The organism is Cupriavidus sp. SHE (assembly GCF_000812445.1).
In the GTDB taxonomy this organism is placed as follows: domain Bacteria; phylum Pseudomonadota; class Gammaproteobacteria; order Burkholderiales; family Burkholderiaceae; genus Cupriavidus; species Cupriavidus metallidurans.
Window position 1 is genome coordinate 37517 of sequence record NZ_JWMB01000023.1, and the last position, 17517, is coordinate 55033.

The window sequence follows — 17517 nt, forward strand, 5'->3', positions numbered from 1 at the left end:
GGATATGGAACACTCGTGTCGGGTCAGAACTGAAACAGCGACTTGGCGATGATGCCGCGCTGCACTTCGCTGGTACCACCGTAGATCGTGGTGGCCCGCCGGAAGAGCATGTCGGCCGCGATGGACTGCGCCACCTCCTGCATCGGCAGCGACCGGGCGCCTGCCGTGGCCGCGTGCGATCCCGGGTACGCCACCGCGCCATGGTCGCCCAGCGCCTCGACAAGGAACTCGCTCATCTTCTGCTGCAGCTCGGTACCTCGCACCTTGAGGATCGAACCCATCGCGTGAGCAGCGGGACTATGGTCCGCCTCCATGGCCGCCACACGCTGCACCATCACCGTGATCGCCTGCAACTCCGCCTCCAGGCGCGCCAGACGCAGGGCAAACTCGTGCCGGCCGATCAAGGTCCCGCCGCCCGCCCCCCGCGTGGCAGCCAACGCACGCAATTGCCGCTGGAAGCGCTGCAGCGTCGGCAGGTCCGCCGTCGACGCGTGCTCGTTGTTGAGCAGGAACTTGGTGAGCTTCCACCCTTCGCCCTCGGCGCCGACGAGGTTGCCCACGGGTACCCGCACGTCCTCGAAGAACGTCTCGTTCAGATGATGCGCCCCGTCGATGCTGATGATCGGCCGCACGGTAATGCCTGGCGTCTTCATGTCCACCAGCAGGAAGCTGATGCCGGCCTGCTTCTTCACCTGCGTGTCGGTACGCACCAGCAGAAAGATCCAGTCGGCTTCATGCCCATAGCTGGTCCAGATCTTCTGACCATTGACGACGTAGTGATCGCCATCGCGCTCGGCGCGGGTCCGCAGCGAAGCGAGATCCGACCCGGAACCCGGCTCGGAGAAGCCCTGACACCACATCCGCTTTCCGGCGAGGATCGCCGGCACGTGGGCGGCCCGCTGCTCCGGCGTGGCGAAATAGTTCAGCACGGGCCCCACCAGCTTCTGCGCGAAGCCATCCTGCGTCGGCGCGCCTGCCGCGCTGCACTCCTCGTCGAAGATCAGCCGCTGCGGCACGGTCCAGCCAGTACCGCCGTGCTCGCTGGCCCAGTACGGCGCGCCCCAGCCCTTGGCATGCAGGATGCCCTGCCAGCGGGCCAGATCCGCGCGTGGGGAGCGAAAGCCACCCTTGCGGCGCGGCAGGTCGGGGGGAAGACTCTCGCGCAGGAACTCGCGCACCTCCTGCCGGAATGCCTGCAGGCTGGGGTCGGGTCGGAAATCCATCTGAAGCTCTCCTGATCAAGCCAATGGACTTCACAGTAAGCGGCCAGACGTTGAAAGACAGCCCCCCGCTACTGGTGGGGGGGCAATATGCGCCTGGCCCGGTCGCCGCATGACTTCGCTATTCCATATGCCAGGTCTCGCCGGAAGCACTACACTAATCCACACCCGCAGACTCTCCAGACGAGGCCCACCATGCAGGCTCCCGACACACGGCGTTCCATTCGCCTCTACGTCCTCTGCCTTTGCATCCTTGCCTGGCTCGGCGGCTGCGCGGCGCTGACGGGTCAGGAACCGCTGCGGGTTGCCGTGGCTGGTGTCGAACCGATACCGGGCGAAGGGCTGGAGATGCGCTTCAACGTCAAACTGCGCATCCAGAATCCCAACGATGCGCCGATCGAGTACAACGGGGTGTCACTGGAACTGGACCTGAACGGCCAGTCCTTCGCCAGCGGTGTCAGTGACCAGAGCGGGACCGTGCCCCGGTTCGGCGAAACGGTGATCGACGTGCCATTGACCGTCCCCGCGTTCTCCGCCGTGCGTCAGGCATTCGCCTTCGCTGGCGGTGTGAGTTCGGGCAACATTCCATATGAAGTGCGCGGACGACTGGCTGGCGGCTTTGCTGGCGGCACGCGCTTCACCGATCATGGAAAGCTGTCGCTGCCGACGGGGGGGACTTAAGGCTGATCCCACAAGTCAAACGCCCCGAGGCATCGCTGCTCCGGGGCGCCGATCAAGCACGATTATCTTCCGCTGATCACCTCAGGCAAGCTCCTGCACCAGCGTCTCGCCTTCGACTTCCTCGTCTATCGCATCGACCTCGCGGCCCGGCAGGCACAGGTTGAGCACCACGGCCACCAGCGCGCCGACGGTGATCCCGGAACCGAATACTTCCTTCACGAACGCAGGCAGCTTGGCAAGCAGATCTGGGCGGATCGTCACGGCCAGACCGCAGCCGATCGACACGGCGATGATCAGGCTGTTGCGCTTGGTCGGTGCGGAATGGCCCAGCATGCGGATGCCGGCCGACACGATCATCGCGAACATCATCAGGCCCGCGCCACCAAGCACGGGCTGCGGAATCGTCACCACCAGCGCGCCGAGCACCGGGAACAGTCCCGCAAGCACCAGCATCCCGCCCGTCAACGCCACCACATGGCGGCTGGCGACACCCGTCAGCGAGACCACGCCCACGTTCTGCGCGAACGTCGAGACGGGAGGGCTAGACAGCAGCGCCGCGAAAGCGGAGCCGACACCATCGCAAAGAATGCCGCGCGCCAGCGTCTTGCCAGGCATAGGCGTGCGCGTCGCCGAACCTAGCGCCATGAACGTGCCGGTCGTTTCAACGATGGTGACCAGGAACGCCAGGGACATCGCGGCGATACCGGAGATCGGGAACTTCATGCCGAAGCTCGCGGGCTGCGGCAGCGCGAAGACCGGCGCATCGTGAAGCTGCGAGAAGTCCACCATGCCAAGCGCCAGACAGATGAGGTAGCCGATCATGATGCCGAGCACCACGGCCGACGCCGACACGATGCCCTTGCCCCACTGAACGAAGCCGATCACGAGCAACAACACGATGCCTGCAATCGCCAGTGAGCCGGGCGCCGCGTAGTTGGCGCTACCTGCGCCACCCGCTGCCCAATCTATTGCAACCGGTGTCAACGACAGGCCGATCATCGTGACGACGACACCTGTCACCGTGTGCGGAAACAGCTTGCGAATTGTCGGCATGAAGAAGCTGCCCACAATCATCACCAACGATCCCGCCAGCGATGCGCCGAGAATGCCTGGCACACCATGCTCGAGGCCAACACTGATGCCGGCGCCAACAAACGTGAAGCTGGTGCCCATGACGCAGGGCAGCCGAATGCCGACGGGACCGACACCCTTGCACTGGATGATCGTGACGATGCCGGAGCCAAGCAGCGCGGCATTCACAAGCGCGACGATCTGATCTGGGGGAAGTTTGAGCGCGCCGCCCAGAACGAGCGGTACGGCGATGATGCCGCCAAGCGCGGCGAGCAGATGTTGTGCGGCAAGCAGCACGGTCGTCAGGATCGGTGGACGATCCTCGACCTTATAAAGCAACGTCTCCATGCTTCAGGGTCTCCTCGGTTGATCCGGTCATAGCCGAATTTGTCCTCGGGTTTTTATCACAGAACCTGTCGCTTTTGCATACAATTTTTGTAATACAAATTATGCATCCTAATGGCGGAAACGAAATCCTGCATCGGCATCGCCTTGCCAAACAGCCACCCTTGCGCGTATCGCACGCCGCGCGCCATGAGATAGTCCGCCTGTTCCTGGGTCTCCACGCCTTCGGCAATCACCGCGACGCCGACGTCCTTCGCCATGTCGATGATGTGCGCCACGACATGCCCCCTGACCGAGTTCGTGCCGATGGCCGACACGAACGATTTGTCGATCTTGATGTAGTCCACGTCCAGCGAGCCAAGGTACGAGAGTGACGAATAGCCCGTGCCGAAATCATCGATCGCTACGCGAATACCAAGCTTGCGTAGCCGCTCGATGTTCGGGATGACGCGGCTGGCTTCGAGCAGCACACCTTCGGTGGCTTCGACCATCACGCCGTCAACGCCACACGCTTGCCTGACATCGGCAACGCGTTGCGCGATCGCGCGAGCGGCCAGATCCTCGGCGGACAGATTGACCGAGAAGTACATTGCACGGGCAAGGTCCCGCGGAATTTCCTGTGCGTCGGCGACGAGCAGATCGAGCATTCTGTTCGTGAGCTTCCTGATGCGGTGATGCCGCTCTGCCAGCGGGATGAACTTGTCGGGTGGGATCCACTGCCCATCATGGCACCAGCGCATCAACGCTTCGGCGCCGATCCATTTCCCGCTTTCCAGTTCGACGATCGGCATGTACGCGAGGGACAGTTCATCGTCACGTAGCGCACGATCAAGCTGCCGCAGCAACCCATGTCGCCGACGCAGCCCCAGGCGCGTGAGCGCCGCGAGCGCACCGCCGAGCAACGCGCCGAACGGTACCAGCCACATCGCGAAATTCCGCCAGTTGGTGTGGAGCGCGCTGGCCGGGGACATCACGACAGCTGCATAGTCACGCGAGGGAGAGAGGCTGACCGACCCCGTGGCGCCTCGGTGCTGCCACGTGATTGTGCCGCGTTCCCGAATCAGTGGCGGCATGCCGTCAAGGTCTATCGGGTCGCGTTGCACGACGATCTGTCTGTTGGAAATGGCGACCAGGGCGATCGCGAAGCCGCGACCGCCGCCGCCGGTGTCGAGAAGCATGTCCGGCAGCGCCAGGCTCGAATAGCCGGTGACCGAATCAGTCAGCGCAATGTATCGCCGACTCTCATCGAACGGCAACTTCACGGACGTACGCACCCATTTGCCAAGACGGCTTCGGTAGGCCGGCGGACCGATCGGGATACCCACGTCCCCGTACCCGTATGACGAGCATTGCAGCACGTTGCCTTCGACATAACCCACCACCTGCAGATAGCTTGCGCCGACGGCGAGGTTGCGCATCAGCGCAACGTTGTCCGGGGAACATGGAGATGTGGCGCCATGCCGCCTCAGGGCCGCATTGATACGCAAGTTCTGCTCGCTGAAGACATGGACCCGGTACAGGACCTCCGCAGCAAGGATGCCGGTGTGCAGCTGCTGCTCGCTCAGCGCGAGGCGGTAGCTCATCCAGACAGAGGCACAGACGGGGAGCATGAAGGCTAGTGCAAGCGCCGCATAGGTCACGATCCTTGTTATCAGCCCCCTCATCCGCACCTCGATTCGTTTTTTTTGAGCCGATCAATCTATGCACTACGGCGGTTCGACGCTTAACCACTGGGGACAATAGCTTGACGGCTGGGGACATGACACCGGTGCATTTGAGAAATGACATATTGATGCTCAATAAAGTCCGCCCGGCATCCGTTAGCGCTTCGGATCGGGATATGGGGCGTTCCCCCCCGGCTGTTCTCTCGCCCGCTCCCGACCGTCAATGACAACAATCGAAGGCCACACAGGAGGACAACAATTCATGCGCCTGCTTCGCGGTATGACAATTCAACGCAAGCTCATCCTGAGCACAATCACCTGCCTCCTGCTCGTTGTGACAATGACCGCGATGCTCATCCTGTGGCAGATCAGCAAGGGGCTGCAGGAGCGCGTGGTCGATCTGGAATTGCCGGCCATCGTCGGCGAGATTCGCAATGACATGCTGCATCAGATCGCACGCCCGTTGGCCGCCGCGCAGGCAATGGCCGGCAACACGATGCTGCGTGACTGGGAGAGCAACGGACTCGCAGACGACTACGTGCCGACGTGGCGCCGCTACGCTGAGGAGATCAAGTCACGCAATCAGGCGGACGCGGTCTTCTGGGTATCGGCCAGCCAGGGCAAGTACCTCACGGAGAAAGGCGTGGACCGCACCGTGCAGGCGGATTCCGCCGGGGACAAATGGCTCTTCGACTTTCTCTCACGCGGCAAACCCTACGAGCTGTCGCTGGACAAGGATCGCAATTCGGACAGCTATATGCTGTTCATCAACGCGCGCGCGGAAGCCGGTAGTGGCAAGCTCGCCGTGGCGGGTCTGGGGCTTTCCATCAATCATCTGGCCGAGACGATCAACGGATATCGCCTGGGCAAGACCGGCTCGATCTTCCTGGCTCGCGCCGATGGCAAGGTACTGATGCATCGCGATGCGAAACTGGCGGAGGCCGGCACGCCGTTGGCGGACCTGCCAGGCTTCACCACCGATGCCGCGCGGGCGCTGCTCGCGCGGCAGCCGTTCGCGCACACGGAGGTTGATGCCCCCGAAGGCAAGCGAATCGTTGCGGCATCCTATGTGCCCGAACTGGACTTGTACGTGGTGGCGCAGGTGCCCAAGTCCGAGGTTCTCGAAGAGATTCGCCACTCGTCGATCATCGCGGCCGTGACCGCGGGCCTGTCGGGCAGCCTGCTCGGCGTCATCGTGCTCTACTTCGTGATTCGTGCGCTGATGGCGCCGATCGGTCGCGTAGCCAGCGCGCTCGACGCGATCGCCACGGGCAACGGTGACCTGACCCAGCGCCTGCCGGTGGACTCGCAGGATGAAGTTGGCCGGCTTGCGGATGCCTTCAACCGCTTCGTCGCATCGCTGAATCGCACGATCGGAGATGTCCGGCAAGGCGTGGTGGCCATCGCGGATGCGACACGCGAGATCGCGCAGGGCAATCACGATCTGTCCACCCGCACGGAGAATCAGGCGGCGGGCGTGGAGGAAACCGCCTCCGCCACCGAACAGCTCACGGCCACCGTGGCCACCAACGCGGACACCGCGCGCCGCGCGAGCGCGCTGGCAGCCTCGGTATCCACGGACGTGCGCCGCAGCGGCGAGATGATGACCAACGCGGTATCGACCATGGAAACGATCACGCATAGCGCGGGCCAGATGTCGAGCATCATCGACGCCATCGAGGGCATCGCATTCCAGACGAACATCCTGGCGCTCAATGCAGCCGTGGAGGCCGCGCGTGCCGGCGAGCATGGTCGCGGCTTTGCCGTGGTGGCGGGAGAAGTACGGGGACTGGCACAGCGCTCGGCAAACGCCGCCAAGGACATCAAGACGCTGATCGTCGGCACCGAGGAAGCCGTTCGTACCGGACGCTCGCTCGTCAATGAAGCCGGCGATGCCATGCAGCAGATCGTGCCGGCGATGCAGCAGGTCAGCACGCTGGTGGAAGAGATCGCGGAGGCCAGCGGCGAACAGAGCCGCGGCCTGGGCGAAATCAATCTTGCGATTACCGAGATGGACAGCACCAACCAGCAGAATGCCTCGCTGGTGGAGCAGGCGGCCGCCGCCGCGAAATCGCTCGAGGATCAGGCGACCGTGCTCAATCGCGTGGTCGCCGTGTTCAAGCTGGACGAGCGCCTGCTGCAGGCCTGATCAGCCGGCCCTGCGCGTCCATTCCGCGTAAAGATCCGGGCACGATGCCAGCCGCACCGGCATGTACCGGATCTTCATCGACTGCTCGGCGAACGGCTTCGCCAGGTCAGCATAGATGGCCGCGGTGGAAAGACCGTATGGCTCGCCATCGTCGTTCGAATAGGCGTAGGTCACCTCCTTCACGCCCGCCATCCGCATCGCCGCCATGCACATCGGGCAAGGATGTCCGCTGGCATACACGGCACAGCCATCCAGACTGGGGCTGCCGAGCTTCTGGCTGGCGGCGCGGATGGCCGTCAGTTCCGCATGAGCGGTGGGGTCGTTGGTGCTCAGGATCTGGTTGACGCCGGTGGCGATCACTTCACCGTCCTTCACGATGACGGCCCCGAACGGCCGGCCACCCTGTTCCAGGTTGGCGCGAGCCAGCTCGATGGCTTCGCCCAGATATCGTTCCGCGTGATTCGTGTTCATGTTGCTTCCTGCTCTTTATGGATTGCCGCTCTGGCGGCGGGCCAATGGTAACCGCGGACGGCGCATCCTCGCTTCGTTCGCTTATCGCACATTTGCATTGCAGCGCATCCGTTTTTGACCGTCGTTGACACGCCATTGCCTGGACGCGTCCCCGATAATGACCCGCGCCGATCCCATCGGCTGCATATGTTCCGCCATGCGGACGTAATAAAGAGAATCAAAGTAGGAGATGACGTCTTGCGTATCAAGCATCAAGCATCGCGCATTGCGCGCGTTGTAGCCATTGCCGTAGCCGGCCTTTCCATCCACCACGGCGCCATCGCCGCCGACGCATGGCCGGCCAAGCCGATCAAGGTGATCGTGCCCTATACCCCGGGTGGCTCCACCGATACCGTTGCGCGCGTGGTGTTCGAGAAGGTTTCACAAAGCCTTGGCCAGCCGATCGTGATCGAGAACAAGCCGGGCGCCAACAGCACGCTGGGCGTCGGCGTGGTGGCCCGTTCGGCGCCCGATGGCTACACCTTCGTGTCCGTGCTGGCCGCGTACAGCGCGAACATGTCGCTGTATTCGAAGCTGAGCTACAAGCCCACCGACCTGGCGCCGGTCGCCGAGATGGCCGAGCTGCCGCTGTTCCTGTTCTCCAGCAAGAAGCTGCCGGTCAAGACCGTGGCCGAACTGGTCGACTACGGCAAGAAGCATCCGGATACGCTGACGTTCGGCTCCAGCGGCATCGGCAGTTCGGCGCACCTGACGGGCGAGCGGCTGGCGATGGAATCGAAGGTCAAGATGACCCACATTCCGTACAACGGCAGCGCCCCGATCCTGCCCGCGCTGGTCTCGGGCGAAATCTCGATGGCGTTCGATCCGCTACTGGTGCCGATGCCCCACGTGAAGTCGGGCAAGATCAACGTGCTGGCCGTGGCATCGGCCAAGCGCTGGCCGAGCGAGCCGAACATCCCGACGATGGAAGAGTCCGGTTTCCCGGGCTTTGTGATGAGCTCCTGGACGGGCCTGCTGGCACCGGCAGGCACGCCGCAACCCATCATCGACCGGATGGCGAAAGAGATCGCCGCCGCCACGCGTAACCCCGACGTGACGAAGAAGCTGACGGAGCTGGGCTTTATCCCAGTTGGCGGCACGCCCGAGGAGTTCCGCAAGCTGATCGAACGCGATACGTCGCGCTACGGGCAAATCGTGAAGGCTGGCAAGATCACGCTGGACTGACGACTGCCAGGTACGGGCGCCAGCATGGTGCCTGTGCCTGCGCCTGTGCTTGTACCTCTGCTTATGCCTGTATCCGCGCGGTGCGGGAAGTCTCTCCGCGTCGCGCGTTGCTTCAATCGCCCCACCCTACTCGTTCCGGCCCCACGCGTCCGGCCAGTCTCCCTGCCGGCCGACATAGGCATCCACCGCGCTGCCCACCGTCGGGTGAAAGCGGTCCTCGCCGATCACGTCCATCAGTTCGAAGCGCCGCAGCTTGTCACGGACCGGGTCCTTCATCTCCGCAAAATGCAGGGCGATACCGTGCTCGCCCAGTGTGCGACTCAGCTCGCGCAGCATGTCAGCGGACGTCACATCCACGCTGGTCACCGGCTCCGCGGCCACCACCACGCGATACACGGGGGCTGGGGACTCGTCGATCGCTTCCTGCAGGCGTTCCTGGAACAGCTCGGCATTGGCGAAGAACAACGGGGCATCCCAACGGAACAGCACAAGCCCGGGAATCCGCTTGCCGTGCGGATAGCGCTCCAGGTCATGGTAGCCGCGCAGGCCCTCGACTTGTCCGAGTATCGCGTAGTGGGGCCGCCAGCCGTCCCAAAGGAATTCAATAATGGCGAGCACCACCGCAAGGCCGATACCGGGAATCGCACCGAACACGGCAACCGCCACGAAGCAGACCATCGAGAGCCAGAACTCCCATTGCTGGATGCGATAGATCCGCTTCAGATCCGCGAACTCGAACAACCCTAGCGCGGCGGCAATCACCACTGCCGCGAGCGCGCTGTTCGGCAGATAGCGCATCAGGTCAGGCGCCACCACCAGCAGCGCCGCGACAGCCAGCGCGCCCACCACGCCAGTCAACTGGGTCCGCGCGCCGGCCGCCTCGGCCACCGGCGTGCGTGACGCGCTGCTGCTGATCGGGAAGCCCTGGAAAAAGCCTGCGGCGAGATTGGCGGCGCCAAGGCCAACCATCTCCTGGTTCGGGTCCACGCGGTGATGGTGCCGGGCCGCGAAGCTGCGGGACAGCACACTGGTATCCGCGAAGGCGATCATCGCCACGGCGCAGCCACCCGCCACGATCTTGACGAAGTCGAGACCGCTGGCCCAAGGCACCGCGAAGGCCGGCAAACCCTGCGGGATCGAACCCAGCACCTTCACACCCATCTGGTCCAGGTTGAACAAGATCACGCACAGCGTTGCCACGATCACGGCGATCAGGATGCCCGGCACGCGTTCGAAGCGCTTGAGCGCGAGGATCAGCACCAGGCTACCTGCCCCAACCGCAGCGCTATACCAGTTGACCTGGCCGGCAACCAGCGCCTGGCCCAACAGCACCAGTTCCCGCAACGGCCCGGTGTCCTCCACACGGATGGCGAAGATCTTCGGCAACTGGCTGACCAGCACCGTGAACGCAATCCCGTTCATGTAGCCATAGCGAATCGGCTTGGACAGCAGCTCGGTGATAAAGCCCAGCCGCAACAGACCCATGACGATGCAGAACAGCCCCGAGACGATCGCCATCATGCTGGCCACCGCGATCGCGCGCGCCGGATCGCCACCGGACATCTGGACGACCACTGCAAGCACCGGCGCCGCCAGCGCCGAATCGGGGCCGAGCACGAGAATCCTGCTGGGACCGAATACCGCATAGGCAAGCAGCGGCACGATGGTCGCGTAGAGGCCGTAGACGCCTGGCACGCCTGACGCTTCCGCATAGGCAATGCCAACCGGCACGAGCATCGTCGTCAGGACCAGCCCCGCCGTCAGGTCCCGTGGCAGCCAGCTTGCCTGGTAGTCCCGGGCCATCGCCACGCCCGGCAGCCATCGCAGCCAGGAATTGGGGATCCGCGCTTTACGCGAGGCGCCTGGGTTGCGGCCGTCGGATAGCATGGTCGGTCCTCTTTTCTAGTTGCGATGCACCGTGGGGATTCGGCAAGACTTGGCCATACATCCCTAAGCATAGATGTGGATCATCAAACCCGCGCGACTAGTCGCTCCACCCGTTCGGCCACGAAATCGCGCAGACCGCGCAGCAGCGGCGTCAGTTGCGAACGCCCCGCCACGACCATGTACAGCGGCGATGCTTCGGCCGTCCATTCGGTGCACAACGCACGCAGGCGACCCGCCGCGAGATCGTCGGCCACATCGAACCAGGCCTTGTAGGCGATGCCCTTGCCGGCCAGCGCCCAGCGGCGCACGGCGTCCCCATCGTTCGAAACATTGGCCGGCTTGACGCGCACGGTCAGGGTCTCGCCGTCTTCGCGCGCGAAGCGCCAACGATCATGCACGTCATCGCCAAACATGTAGCAGAGACAGCGATGCGCGGACAGGTCATATGGCGTTTGCGGCATGTCGTGACTGGCGAGATAGCCCGGCGAAGCGCATAGCACCCTGTGGATGCCCGTTGCTACCGGCACCGCCACGAGATTCGAATCCGGCGGGTCACCATAACGGAAGGCCACGTCGACGGGATCGCTGTAGATATTCGCCATGCGATCCGTCAACTGCAGCCGGAATTCGACCAGGGGATGGCGGTCCTGGAACGCATCGAGCCAGGGCAGCAGCAGGTTGCGTCCGAAGTCAGACGGGGCCGACAACCTGACCACGCCCTGGAACGCCTGGTTGCCGGTGACCAGATCCCGGCTTGCCTGCTGTAGCACCTCGAGCGCGGGCCGGCATTGCGCCAGGTACTGCTCGCCCTCGCGGGTCAGCCGCATCGTGCGTGTGGAGCGCACGAACAACTGGACGCCCAGTTCGCCTTCCAGCCGCTTGAGCGCCGCGCTGGTGGCCGCCGGCGTCAGGTCCAGCGCCCGCGCTGTGGCGGACAGGCTGCCGTTATCGGCGGTGCGCACGAAAATATCGAGTTCCTGAAGCAATCTCATGGGCGTCGAGGCACAGGGCCGATCTGAGGTGATTTTCAAATTTTATTTGAATACGGGTACAAGTGAAGCCCGGTTTTTCAATCGACTGCGTAGTGGGATCATTCACCATCCCCACCACTTCGAAGGACGCGCCATGGAACCCGCACATCCCGCCAGCCCGCGCGAAGCCTGGCAGTTCGACCACCTCAACGTGTCGATCGGTGCCGATCATGCGTTACGCGCCCTGTTCGAAGGCGTGATGGACATGCATCCCGGGTATCGGCCGCCATTCCCTTTCCCGGGCTTGTGGCTCTATGAGGGCGACCAGGCCATGGTGCACGCGGTGGACGACGACTCGCTGTCGGCCAGCAGCGGCGAAGTCCGCATGGGCCATATCGCGTTCCGCAGCCAGGCCAGGGCGACAGACGTCATCGCCCGCCTGCAGGCAGCCGGCCTGCGTTTCCGGGTGGCCCATGTTCCCGCCGACGGCACCATCCAGATTTTTGTGCCACTGCCCGGCGGACTGGTGGTCGAGCTCGATGTGCCGGGCGATCCGGACATCGCCACCAGTCACCAGTACAGCGCCGAGCGGCGCGCGCCGGACGCAGGCGACATCTGAATTCGCTAGCCGCGCCAGGTACCCGTTATCCCCCCTTCCCCAACATCGCATCCACCTGAACGAGGAAACACCATGAAAGCCATGAAGCTGTCGGAGATGATCGCCACCCGCCATACCGTGAAAGCGTATGAGCCGGGCCGTGCCATTCCGCAAGACGTCATCGACGAACTGCTGGCTGTGCTGCACAAGAGCCCGTCATCCGTGAATTCGCAACCGTGGCACTTCGTGGTGGCGTCCACGCCGGAGGCCCGGGCACGCGTGGCGCGTGCCGCCAGCGGTGGCTACAGCGCCAATGCGCCGAGGATCGAGAATGCCTCGCATGTGATCGCGCTGGCCGTGCGCGCCGACATGGACAACGCCCACCTGAACAAGCTGCTGGAAGCCGAGGAGCGTGATGGCCGCTTTACCGCGGAAGGCGCGAAGGCGGGGCAGGACAAGGGACGTCGCTATTTCGTCGACCTGCACCGCTTCGCGTTTCGCGACGTCCAGCAGTGGATGGCGAATCAGGTCTACCTGGCGCTCGGCAGCCTGCTGACAGGCGCCGCGGTACTTGGCGTGGATGCCACGCCGATGGAAGGCTTCGACCGCAACATCCTCGATACGGAACTCGGCCTGCGCGAGCGTGGCTATACCAGTCTCGTGCTGGTGTCGCTCGGCTACGGCAGCGAGCAGGACTTCAACGCTGACCTCCCCAAGTCGCGGCTCGGCAAGGAAGAGGTCTTCACGTTCCTGTAACGGGCGCCACTGAGAACGTCATTAGGGGCGTCATTAAGGGACGTCAGTAAGCGACGTCAGTAAGGGACGCCAGCACGACGATGCTGGCGTCCTTGCGTGGGGATACACACGCGGATGGGTTCCTGTTCATGCCTCGTTCGGCGACAGCCACGCCGAGCGCGGCGCGGCGTCTCCGGCGCGCGGGTCGCGCTGCAGGATGCGAGCAAATTCGTCGAGGTCCGCCTTGGCCTCACCGGTGGTCACCTGCTGTTGCAGCAGCACCATGACCGGATGCGGTGGACGGCCCATCGCCGTAGCCACCTCTTCGGCCGCACGGAATCCGCCGCGCGCGGCCATTACCGCGATCGCCGCCAGCGGCCCCTTGTAGCTGCTTTGGTCCTGCAGGAAGCTCCGCATCGGCGCCGCCAGATGCTCCACCCAGACCGGCGCCATCACCACCACACTGCCGCAGGTATCGAGCGGCGGACCGTCATAGCGATAGCCAACCTTGCGGCCCAGCCGATTGTCCAGGACACAACGCAAATCTCCCCACCAGCCCGCCCGGCTGACCGCGTCACGCAGTTCGACTACGCGCCAGCCCAGGCGCGAGCCGAGCATTTCGGCGGCTTGTCGCGTGGTGCCGGTGCGGGAGTAAAAGATCACGAGGTTTTCAGCCATGTTGTCTCCTGATTGCCGAATGGATGGCGCTGACAGATTTCATCTGTCAGCCTAGCGGCAGACGTTGTCACGTGTTTGACGTACGTCAATCTGCGATCAGGCCTAGTGTCTAGACTCGAGACACAATCTTGCAGTTCAGACCCAAGAGGCCGTCATGCATCGCAACACGTACTTCCTGGCCATTGCCGCCGCAGCCGTGGCATTGACCTCGCTTCCAGCCAGCGCGCAGAAGAACTACACCGATGGCGGCGACCTCTACGGCGGCGCGCACGCGCCGGTGACAAAAGACGCACAGGCACCCGCCAAGTCTGGCAAACACAAGAATAGTGCTTCCCGCAGCGGCAAGTTCGATCCCTATTCGGAAGGTGCGCAGACGAAGTCCAATCTGACTCCGCAGAAAAAGGGCGCTAACGACGCGGCGCACGCCGGGAAATTCGACCCATACACCGAAGGCCAGGCTGCCAAGCAGTAACCCGCGCCAAAGCCACGCATATCCGTCACCCCTCCCACCTGACTGGAACGCTCATGCAAAAAAACGCTGGAACCCTTGACCGCCTCGTGCGCGTCGCCATCGGAGTCGTGCTGATTGCCTTGACCCTGACGGATCAGATCGGCGTCTGGGGATGGATCGGCGCGGTGCCGCTCGTGACCGGTCTACTTGGATACTGCCCGCTCTATCGCGTGTTCGGCTTCAACACCTGCCCCATCACTCGCCGCGGCAGTTGACCACCAAACCCTGAGGCGACATCGTCGCCTCAGGAATCGGGCAAACCGCGAACCTGTCGGATATCACGTTCCGCAGCCACTGGTTGCCCACCTCCCGGTGACGGGTAGCGTGCCAGAACACGTTGACACTGATCTCGGATATCTTCACCGGACACGGCGCGGAAACCAGGTTGAACAACACCAGCGCGCGCTCCGCATAGGCCTGTGGCACCACTGCGATCAGATCGGTCGATTGAAGGATATGACCTAGCGCCGCGAAATGCGGCACGCTCAGCCGCGAGCGCCGCGTCACACCCGCCTGCTGGATTGCCGCATCCACCCTGGTGTGGCCCGTGCCTTCCGCGCTGATCGACACACGATCCGCCATGGCGAACGCTTCCAGCGTCATATCCCTTCGGCCAAGCGGGTGCCCATTCCGAAAGATGCACACGTACTGCTGCGACAACAGCCGGCGCTGGAAGAAGCCCGCTGTCAGGCCTGGCAGGAATCCGATCGCCAGATCGATACAACCACTTTCCATCGCGCCCTTGAGTGAGTCGCCGTGTATGCACACCGTGCTGATTTTCACCCCTGGCGCCAGTTTGCCAAGCCGCTCCATCAGGCCTGGCAAGAGATAGATCTCGCCGATATCGGTCATCGCCACGGTGAACGCTCGCGTGCTCGTCAAGGGGTCGAACGTGGCGCGTGCGTTGAGCGAGTGGTGGATGGCATCGAGCGCTTCGGTGATCGGCCCGGCTAGCGTGCCAGCAAGCTGCGTGGGGATCATGCCTTTCGACGTCCGCAGAAACAGGTCATCGTCCAGCAATTTGCGCAGGCGATTCAGCGCATTGCTGACAGCTGGCTGGGAGATCCCAAGCGTCCGCGCCACGGCGGACATTTTGCGTTGACGCAATAATTCATTGAATACGACAAGCAGGTTCAGATCGATGTCCTGCAGTTCCATTACTACGTCTCCACCCTGATTTATCAGGCACTACCGCTGCATTATCACTAGGGGTGATAGTGCAAATCAACCAGACCCCTATTGTCAACGCTGTAGTAAACGGCACCATGGTGCCCGGACAAAAAAGCAGCAAAGACTGCGCTGTGGACGTTCGATCCAATCACCGTATTCCGCGACGCCGGCACGCGACCGACGCAAGCCGATACGACAGGCCCCAAGCCGCATCACCGCCGAATCCGGCAAGCGCAAACTGGCAACGCCAGTCTCGTAGAACCTGAAGCAAACGTCCGTGGCATTTCCCCACCCTCGGTGGTGTGCCACGACATGGAGATTGAGGATGACTACCGTCGAAACCTGGCAGCAAGTACTGTTGCTTTACGCCGATTACACTGCCGCGCTCGATAACAAGCAATGGGAAAAATGGCCCGATTTCTTCTTAGAGCAATGTGTCTGCAAGATGCAGTCGCATGAGACTCATGTATGCGGCTTGCCGATGGCAACACCAGCTTTCGAGAGCTGTGGACTGCTCACGGAAAAGGCATGTACGAACAGAATGGTCGCCCAGGATTCCCATTACAGGCAGCAAGTCGGTATTCCGCGCATTCTGGAGGACAGTGGTAGCCAGATCCGCATCGAGACCAGCTATGCGATCTTCCGCACCACGTCCGACGACACGTCGGCCATCCACAGCGTCGGACGCTACCTGGACACCATTGCGCGCACCGACTCAGGCCTGAAGTTCGCGTCGCGCGTCTGCATTCTTGAAAGGAGGGCGATTCCGGACTTGCTGACAGGCCAATGCATAAGCCATTGAGCCAGCGCATCAGCCACACGACATGCGAATCGAATCATTTGCCCGGGCCGGTGCTTCCATCCCATTGGGCGCCGGACAGGCGGTAGAGCACATGCCTGGCGAGGCGATCCCCCGAAGGCAGTGCCGGATGATCGAAATCGTCGCTGGCCGCGTGATGCATGCCAAGCCGCTGCATTACCTGTTCCGATCGCTGGTTGATCGCCGCAGTGAAGGACACGATCTCGGCAAGCCGCAACGCGCCGAATCCGAAATCCAGCGTCGCGCGAGCCGCCTCCGTGGCATAGCCGCGTCCCCAATGCTCTCGCGCGAGACGCCAGCCAATCTCCACACATGGCCCAAATGGGGGAACCCACGAGGGTATCGCCAGTCCGGTGAATCCGATGAAGGTCGACGTTTCGCGCAACTCAAGGGCCCACAGCCCGAAGCCATGCTGCGCGTGATGCTGACGGATACGGTCCATGAGCGCATCGCTCTGGGCATCGGACAGCGTCGACGGAAAGAACGCCATGATCTCTTCGTCCGCATTGATGGCGCGAAACGGTACGCGGTCTTCCTCGCGCCACTGACGCAGGCGCAGGCGAGCGGTGGGGACAGGTTCCATGTTCAGCAGGCTCCGTCTCTTCGGATCTTCGGGTTCCAGAGGGTTCGCGGTCACACGACCAGTCGACCAGTCACCGATGCCCAGTCACCCAGCGTCAAGGCTCTCGAACCGACTTGCAGCATGGCACGACGGCAGGCCGATCATGCCACCATTGTCAGGCCGCGTGGAATTGTTCTCCACGTCACCCGGTGGCAACGGATGGGTAGCGCAGAGTAGCGCACATGAATCGGCCGCTGAAACCAGGATGCCCTGTTCTGAAGGTCTCCCCGAATGATCTTGATGGCGCCGCCTAGAACTCCACCATGGCAAAGTCCTCCTTGCCGACGTCGCACTCGGGGCAGCGCCAGTCGGCAGGAATGTCCTCCCAGCGCGTGCCGGGTGCGATGCCGTCCTCGGGCAATCCGGCCGCTTCGTCATAGACCCAGCCGCAGATGATGCAGACCCACTGCTTGAATTCGCTCTCGGCGTTTGCGGCAGGCTCTTCTTCGGCGTTTGCCTTCGTGCGGGCGGGCGCGATGTCAGCCTGCACGGACGGCCCTTCGAGACTGAACACCAGCGGCGCGGTGGTACCCGACGCGGCTCGTGCCAGATGTGCCTGAAGCTGCGCCAGTAGAGCCTGGGCCTCGTCGATGGTCAGGTCCACCCAGTACGGATCGCCTGCGGCGTCGTTCAGGCGTTGCGGAGAGAACTGGATTTCGACGGAAGTGCCTTTCTTGTACATACGGAAACCGAGCGGGGG

At 63.2% G+C, this 17517-nt stretch carries 18 protein-coding genes; 8 read left to right on the forward strand and 10 right to left on the reverse strand.

Going from position 1 to position 17517, the window contains the following annotated elements; genetic code table 11:
* Nucleotides 1-23: 23 nt before the first annotated feature.
* Nucleotides 24-1223 carry an acyl-CoA dehydrogenase gene (locus tag RN01_RS13030; protein WP_017512618.1) on the reverse strand — a complete coding sequence of 400 codons (1200 nt, stop codon included), beginning with the start codon at nt 1221-1223 and terminating at the stop codon, nt 24-26.
* A gap of 192 nt (nt 1224-1415) precedes the next feature.
* Here RN01_RS13030 and RN01_RS13035 point away from each other — a divergent pair, with 192 nt between their 5' ends.
* Nucleotides 1416-1901: an LEA type 2 family protein gene (locus RN01_RS13035; protein WP_017512617.1), complete on the forward strand. Its 486-nt coding sequence runs from the start codon at nt 1416-1418 to the stop codon at nt 1899-1901.
* An 81-nt stretch (nt 1902-1982) separates the two neighbouring features.
* On the opposite strand, the gene RN01_RS13040 is transcribed toward RN01_RS13035, so the two are convergent.
* Both RN01_RS13040 and RN01_RS13045 read right to left on the reverse strand, forming a co-directional pair.
* Nucleotides 1983-3320, reverse strand: coding sequence for a nucleobase:cation symporter-2 family protein (locus tag RN01_RS13040; RefSeq protein WP_011518245.1), 1338 nt, complete (start codon nt 3318-3320; stop codon nt 1983-1985).
* 56 nt (nt 3321-3376) lie between these two features.
* A complete protein-coding gene (locus RN01_RS13045; protein WP_231582274.1) occupies nt 3377-4927 on the reverse strand; it encodes an EAL domain-containing protein in 1551 nt (516 codons plus the stop codon).
* A gap of 316 nt (nt 4928-5243) precedes the next feature.
* Between RN01_RS13045 and RN01_RS13050 the strand changes: the two genes are divergently transcribed.
* A complete protein-coding gene (locus RN01_RS13050) occupies nt 5244-7130 on the forward strand; it encodes a methyl-accepting chemotaxis protein (protein WP_017512615.1) in 1887 nt (628 codons plus the stop codon).
* Here the strand turns inward: RN01_RS13050 and RN01_RS13055 are convergent, their stop codons facing one another.
* Nucleotides 7131-7601: a nucleoside deaminase gene (locus RN01_RS13055; protein WP_017512614.1), complete on the reverse strand. Its 471-nt coding sequence runs from the start codon at nt 7599-7601 to the stop codon at nt 7131-7133. It lies immediately after the preceding gene.
* A gap of 237 nt (nt 7602-7838) precedes the next feature.
* On the opposite strand from RN01_RS13055, the gene RN01_RS13060 reads away from it, so the two are divergent.
* A complete protein-coding gene (locus tag RN01_RS13060; protein WP_008641121.1) occupies nt 7839-8825 on the forward strand; it encodes a tripartite tricarboxylate transporter substrate binding protein in 987 nt (328 codons plus the stop codon).
* A 126-nt stretch (nt 8826-8951) separates the two neighbouring features.
* Here the strand turns inward: RN01_RS13060 and RN01_RS13065 are convergent, their stop codons facing one another.
* Together RN01_RS13065 and RN01_RS13070 are read right to left on the reverse strand one after the other, a co-directional pair.
* Nucleotides 8952-10712 carry a SulP family inorganic anion transporter gene (locus RN01_RS13065; protein WP_017515394.1) on the reverse strand — a complete coding sequence of 587 codons (1761 nt, stop codon included), beginning with the start codon at nt 10710-10712 and terminating at the stop codon, nt 8952-8954.
* 83 nt (nt 10713-10795) lie between these two features.
* Nucleotides 10796-11704 (reverse strand): LysR family transcriptional regulator, encoded by a 909-nt coding sequence (locus RN01_RS13070; protein ID WP_039016676.1) that lies wholly within the window; start codon nt 11702-11704, stop codon nt 10796-10798.
* Between the two features lie 133 nt (nt 11705-11837).
* Here RN01_RS13070 and RN01_RS13075 point away from each other — a divergent pair, with 133 nt between their 5' ends.
* Entirely contained in the window at nt 11838-12302 is a 465-nt protein-coding gene (locus tag RN01_RS13075) for a hypothetical protein (protein WP_024569332.1), read from the forward strand.
* An 81-nt stretch (nt 12303-12383) separates the two neighbouring features.
* Nucleotides 12384-13037, forward strand: coding sequence for an oxygen-insensitive NAD(P)H nitroreductase (gene nfsB / locus RN01_RS13080; protein WP_024569333.1), 654 nt, complete (start codon nt 12384-12386; stop codon nt 13035-13037).
* 126 nt (nt 13038-13163) lie between these two features.
* On the opposite strand, the gene RN01_RS13085 is transcribed toward nfsB, so the two are convergent.
* Nucleotides 13164-13694: a flavodoxin family protein gene (locus RN01_RS13085; RefSeq protein ID WP_017512007.1), complete on the reverse strand. Its 531-nt coding sequence runs from the start codon at nt 13692-13694 to the stop codon at nt 13164-13166.
* Nucleotides 13695-13848: 154 nt separating this feature from the next.
* Between RN01_RS13085 and RN01_RS13090 the strand changes: the two genes are divergently transcribed.
* Together RN01_RS13090 and RN01_RS13095 are read left to right on the forward strand one after the other, a co-directional pair.
* A complete protein-coding gene (locus RN01_RS13090) occupies nt 13849-14166 on the forward strand; it encodes a hypothetical protein (protein ID WP_017512006.1) in 318 nt (105 codons plus the stop codon).
* Nucleotides 14167-14219: 53 nt separating this feature from the next.
* A complete protein-coding gene (locus RN01_RS13095) occupies nt 14220-14420 on the forward strand; it encodes a DUF2892 domain-containing protein (RefSeq protein ID WP_008641111.1) in 201 nt (66 codons plus the stop codon).
* Here the strand turns inward: RN01_RS13095 and RN01_RS13100 are convergent.
* Nucleotides 14401-15363: a LysR family transcriptional regulator gene (locus tag RN01_RS13100; RefSeq protein ID WP_017512005.1), complete on the reverse strand. Its 963-nt coding sequence runs from the start codon at nt 15361-15363 to the stop codon at nt 14401-14403. The two genes, RN01_RS13095 and RN01_RS13100, sit on opposite strands and share 20 nt — an antisense overlap.
* Nucleotides 15364-15700: 337 nt before the next feature.
* Here RN01_RS13100 and RN01_RS13105 point away from each other — a divergent pair, with 337 nt between their 5' ends.
* Complete coding sequence (locus RN01_RS13105) at nt 15701-16177, forward strand: nuclear transport factor 2 family protein (RefSeq protein ID WP_017512004.1); 477 nt, start codon at nt 15701-15703, stop codon at nt 16175-16177.
* 34 nt (nt 16178-16211) lie between these two features.
* On the opposite strand, the gene RN01_RS13110 is transcribed toward RN01_RS13105, so the two are convergent.
* Both RN01_RS13110 and RN01_RS35015 read right to left on the reverse strand, forming a co-directional pair.
* On the reverse strand, nt 16212-16778 hold the full coding sequence (locus tag RN01_RS13110; protein WP_017512003.1) for a GNAT family N-acetyltransferase: 567 nt from the start codon (nt 16776-16778) through the stop codon (nt 16212-16214).
* 289 nt (nt 16779-17067) lie between these two features.
* Nucleotides 17068-17499 (reverse strand): rubredoxin, encoded by a 432-nt coding sequence (locus RN01_RS35015; RefSeq protein ID WP_024569334.1) that lies wholly within the window; start codon nt 17497-17499, stop codon nt 17068-17070.
* Nucleotides 17500-17517: the final 18 nt, after the last annotated feature.

Bases quoted from the DNA above. Each gene is read 5' to 3' on its own strand.
- RN01_RS13105 (WP_017512004.1), top strand. From the start codon at position 15,701: ATGACTACCGTCGAAACCTGGCAGCAAGTACTGTTGCTTTACGCCGAT.
- RN01_RS13055 (WP_017512614.1), bottom strand. From the start codon at position 7,601: ATGAACACGAATCACGCGGAACGATATCTGGGCGAAGCCATCGAGCTG.
- RN01_RS35015 (WP_024569334.1), bottom strand. From the start codon at position 17,499: ATGTACAAGAAAGGCACTTCCGTCGAAATCCAGTTCTCTCCGCAACGC.
- RN01_RS13030 (WP_017512618.1), bottom strand. From the start codon at position 1,223: ATGGATTTCCGACCCGACCCCAGCCTGCAGGCATTCCGGCAGGAGGTG.
- RN01_RS13110 (WP_017512003.1), bottom strand. From the start codon at position 16,778: ATGGAACCTGTCCCCACCGCTCGCCTGCGCCTGCGTCAGTGGCGCGAG.
- RN01_RS13090 (WP_017512006.1), top strand. From the start codon at position 13,849: ATGCATCGCAACACGTACTTCCTGGCCATTGCCGCCGCAGCCGTGGCA.
- RN01_RS13040 (WP_011518245.1), bottom strand. From the start codon at position 3,320: ATGGAGACGTTGCTTTATAAGGTCGAGGATCGTCCACCGATCCTGACG.
- RN01_RS13095 (WP_008641111.1), top strand. From the start codon at position 14,220: ATGCAAAAAAACGCTGGAACCCTTGACCGCCTCGTGCGCGTCGCCATC.
- nfsB (WP_024569333.1), top strand. From the start codon at position 12,384: ATGAAGCTGTCGGAGATGATCGCCACCCGCCATACCGTGAAAGCGTAT.
- RN01_RS13100 (WP_017512005.1), bottom strand. From the start codon at position 15,363: ATGGAACTGCAGGACATCGATCTGAACCTGCTTGTCGTATTCAATGAA.
- RN01_RS13075 (WP_024569332.1), top strand. From the start codon at position 11,838: ATGGAACCCGCACATCCCGCCAGCCCGCGCGAAGCCTGGCAGTTCGAC.
- RN01_RS13085 (WP_017512007.1), bottom strand. From the start codon at position 13,694: ATGGCTGAAAACCTCGTGATCTTTTACTCCCGCACCGGCACCACGCGA.
- RN01_RS13035 (WP_017512617.1), top strand. From the start codon at position 1,416: ATGCAGGCTCCCGACACACGGCGTTCCATTCGCCTCTACGTCCTCTGC.
- RN01_RS13050 (WP_017512615.1), top strand. From the start codon at position 5,244: ATGCGCCTGCTTCGCGGTATGACAATTCAACGCAAGCTCATCCTGAGC.
- RN01_RS13065 (WP_017515394.1), bottom strand. From the start codon at position 10,712: ATGCTATCCGACGGCCGCAACCCAGGCGCCTCGCGTAAAGCGCGGATC.
- RN01_RS13045 (WP_231582274.1), bottom strand. From the start codon at position 4,927: ATGCTCCCCGTCTGTGCCTCTGTCTGGATGAGCTACCGCCTCGCGCTG.
- RN01_RS13070 (WP_039016676.1), bottom strand. From the start codon at position 11,704: ATGAGATTGCTTCAGGAACTCGATATTTTCGTGCGCACCGCCGATAAC.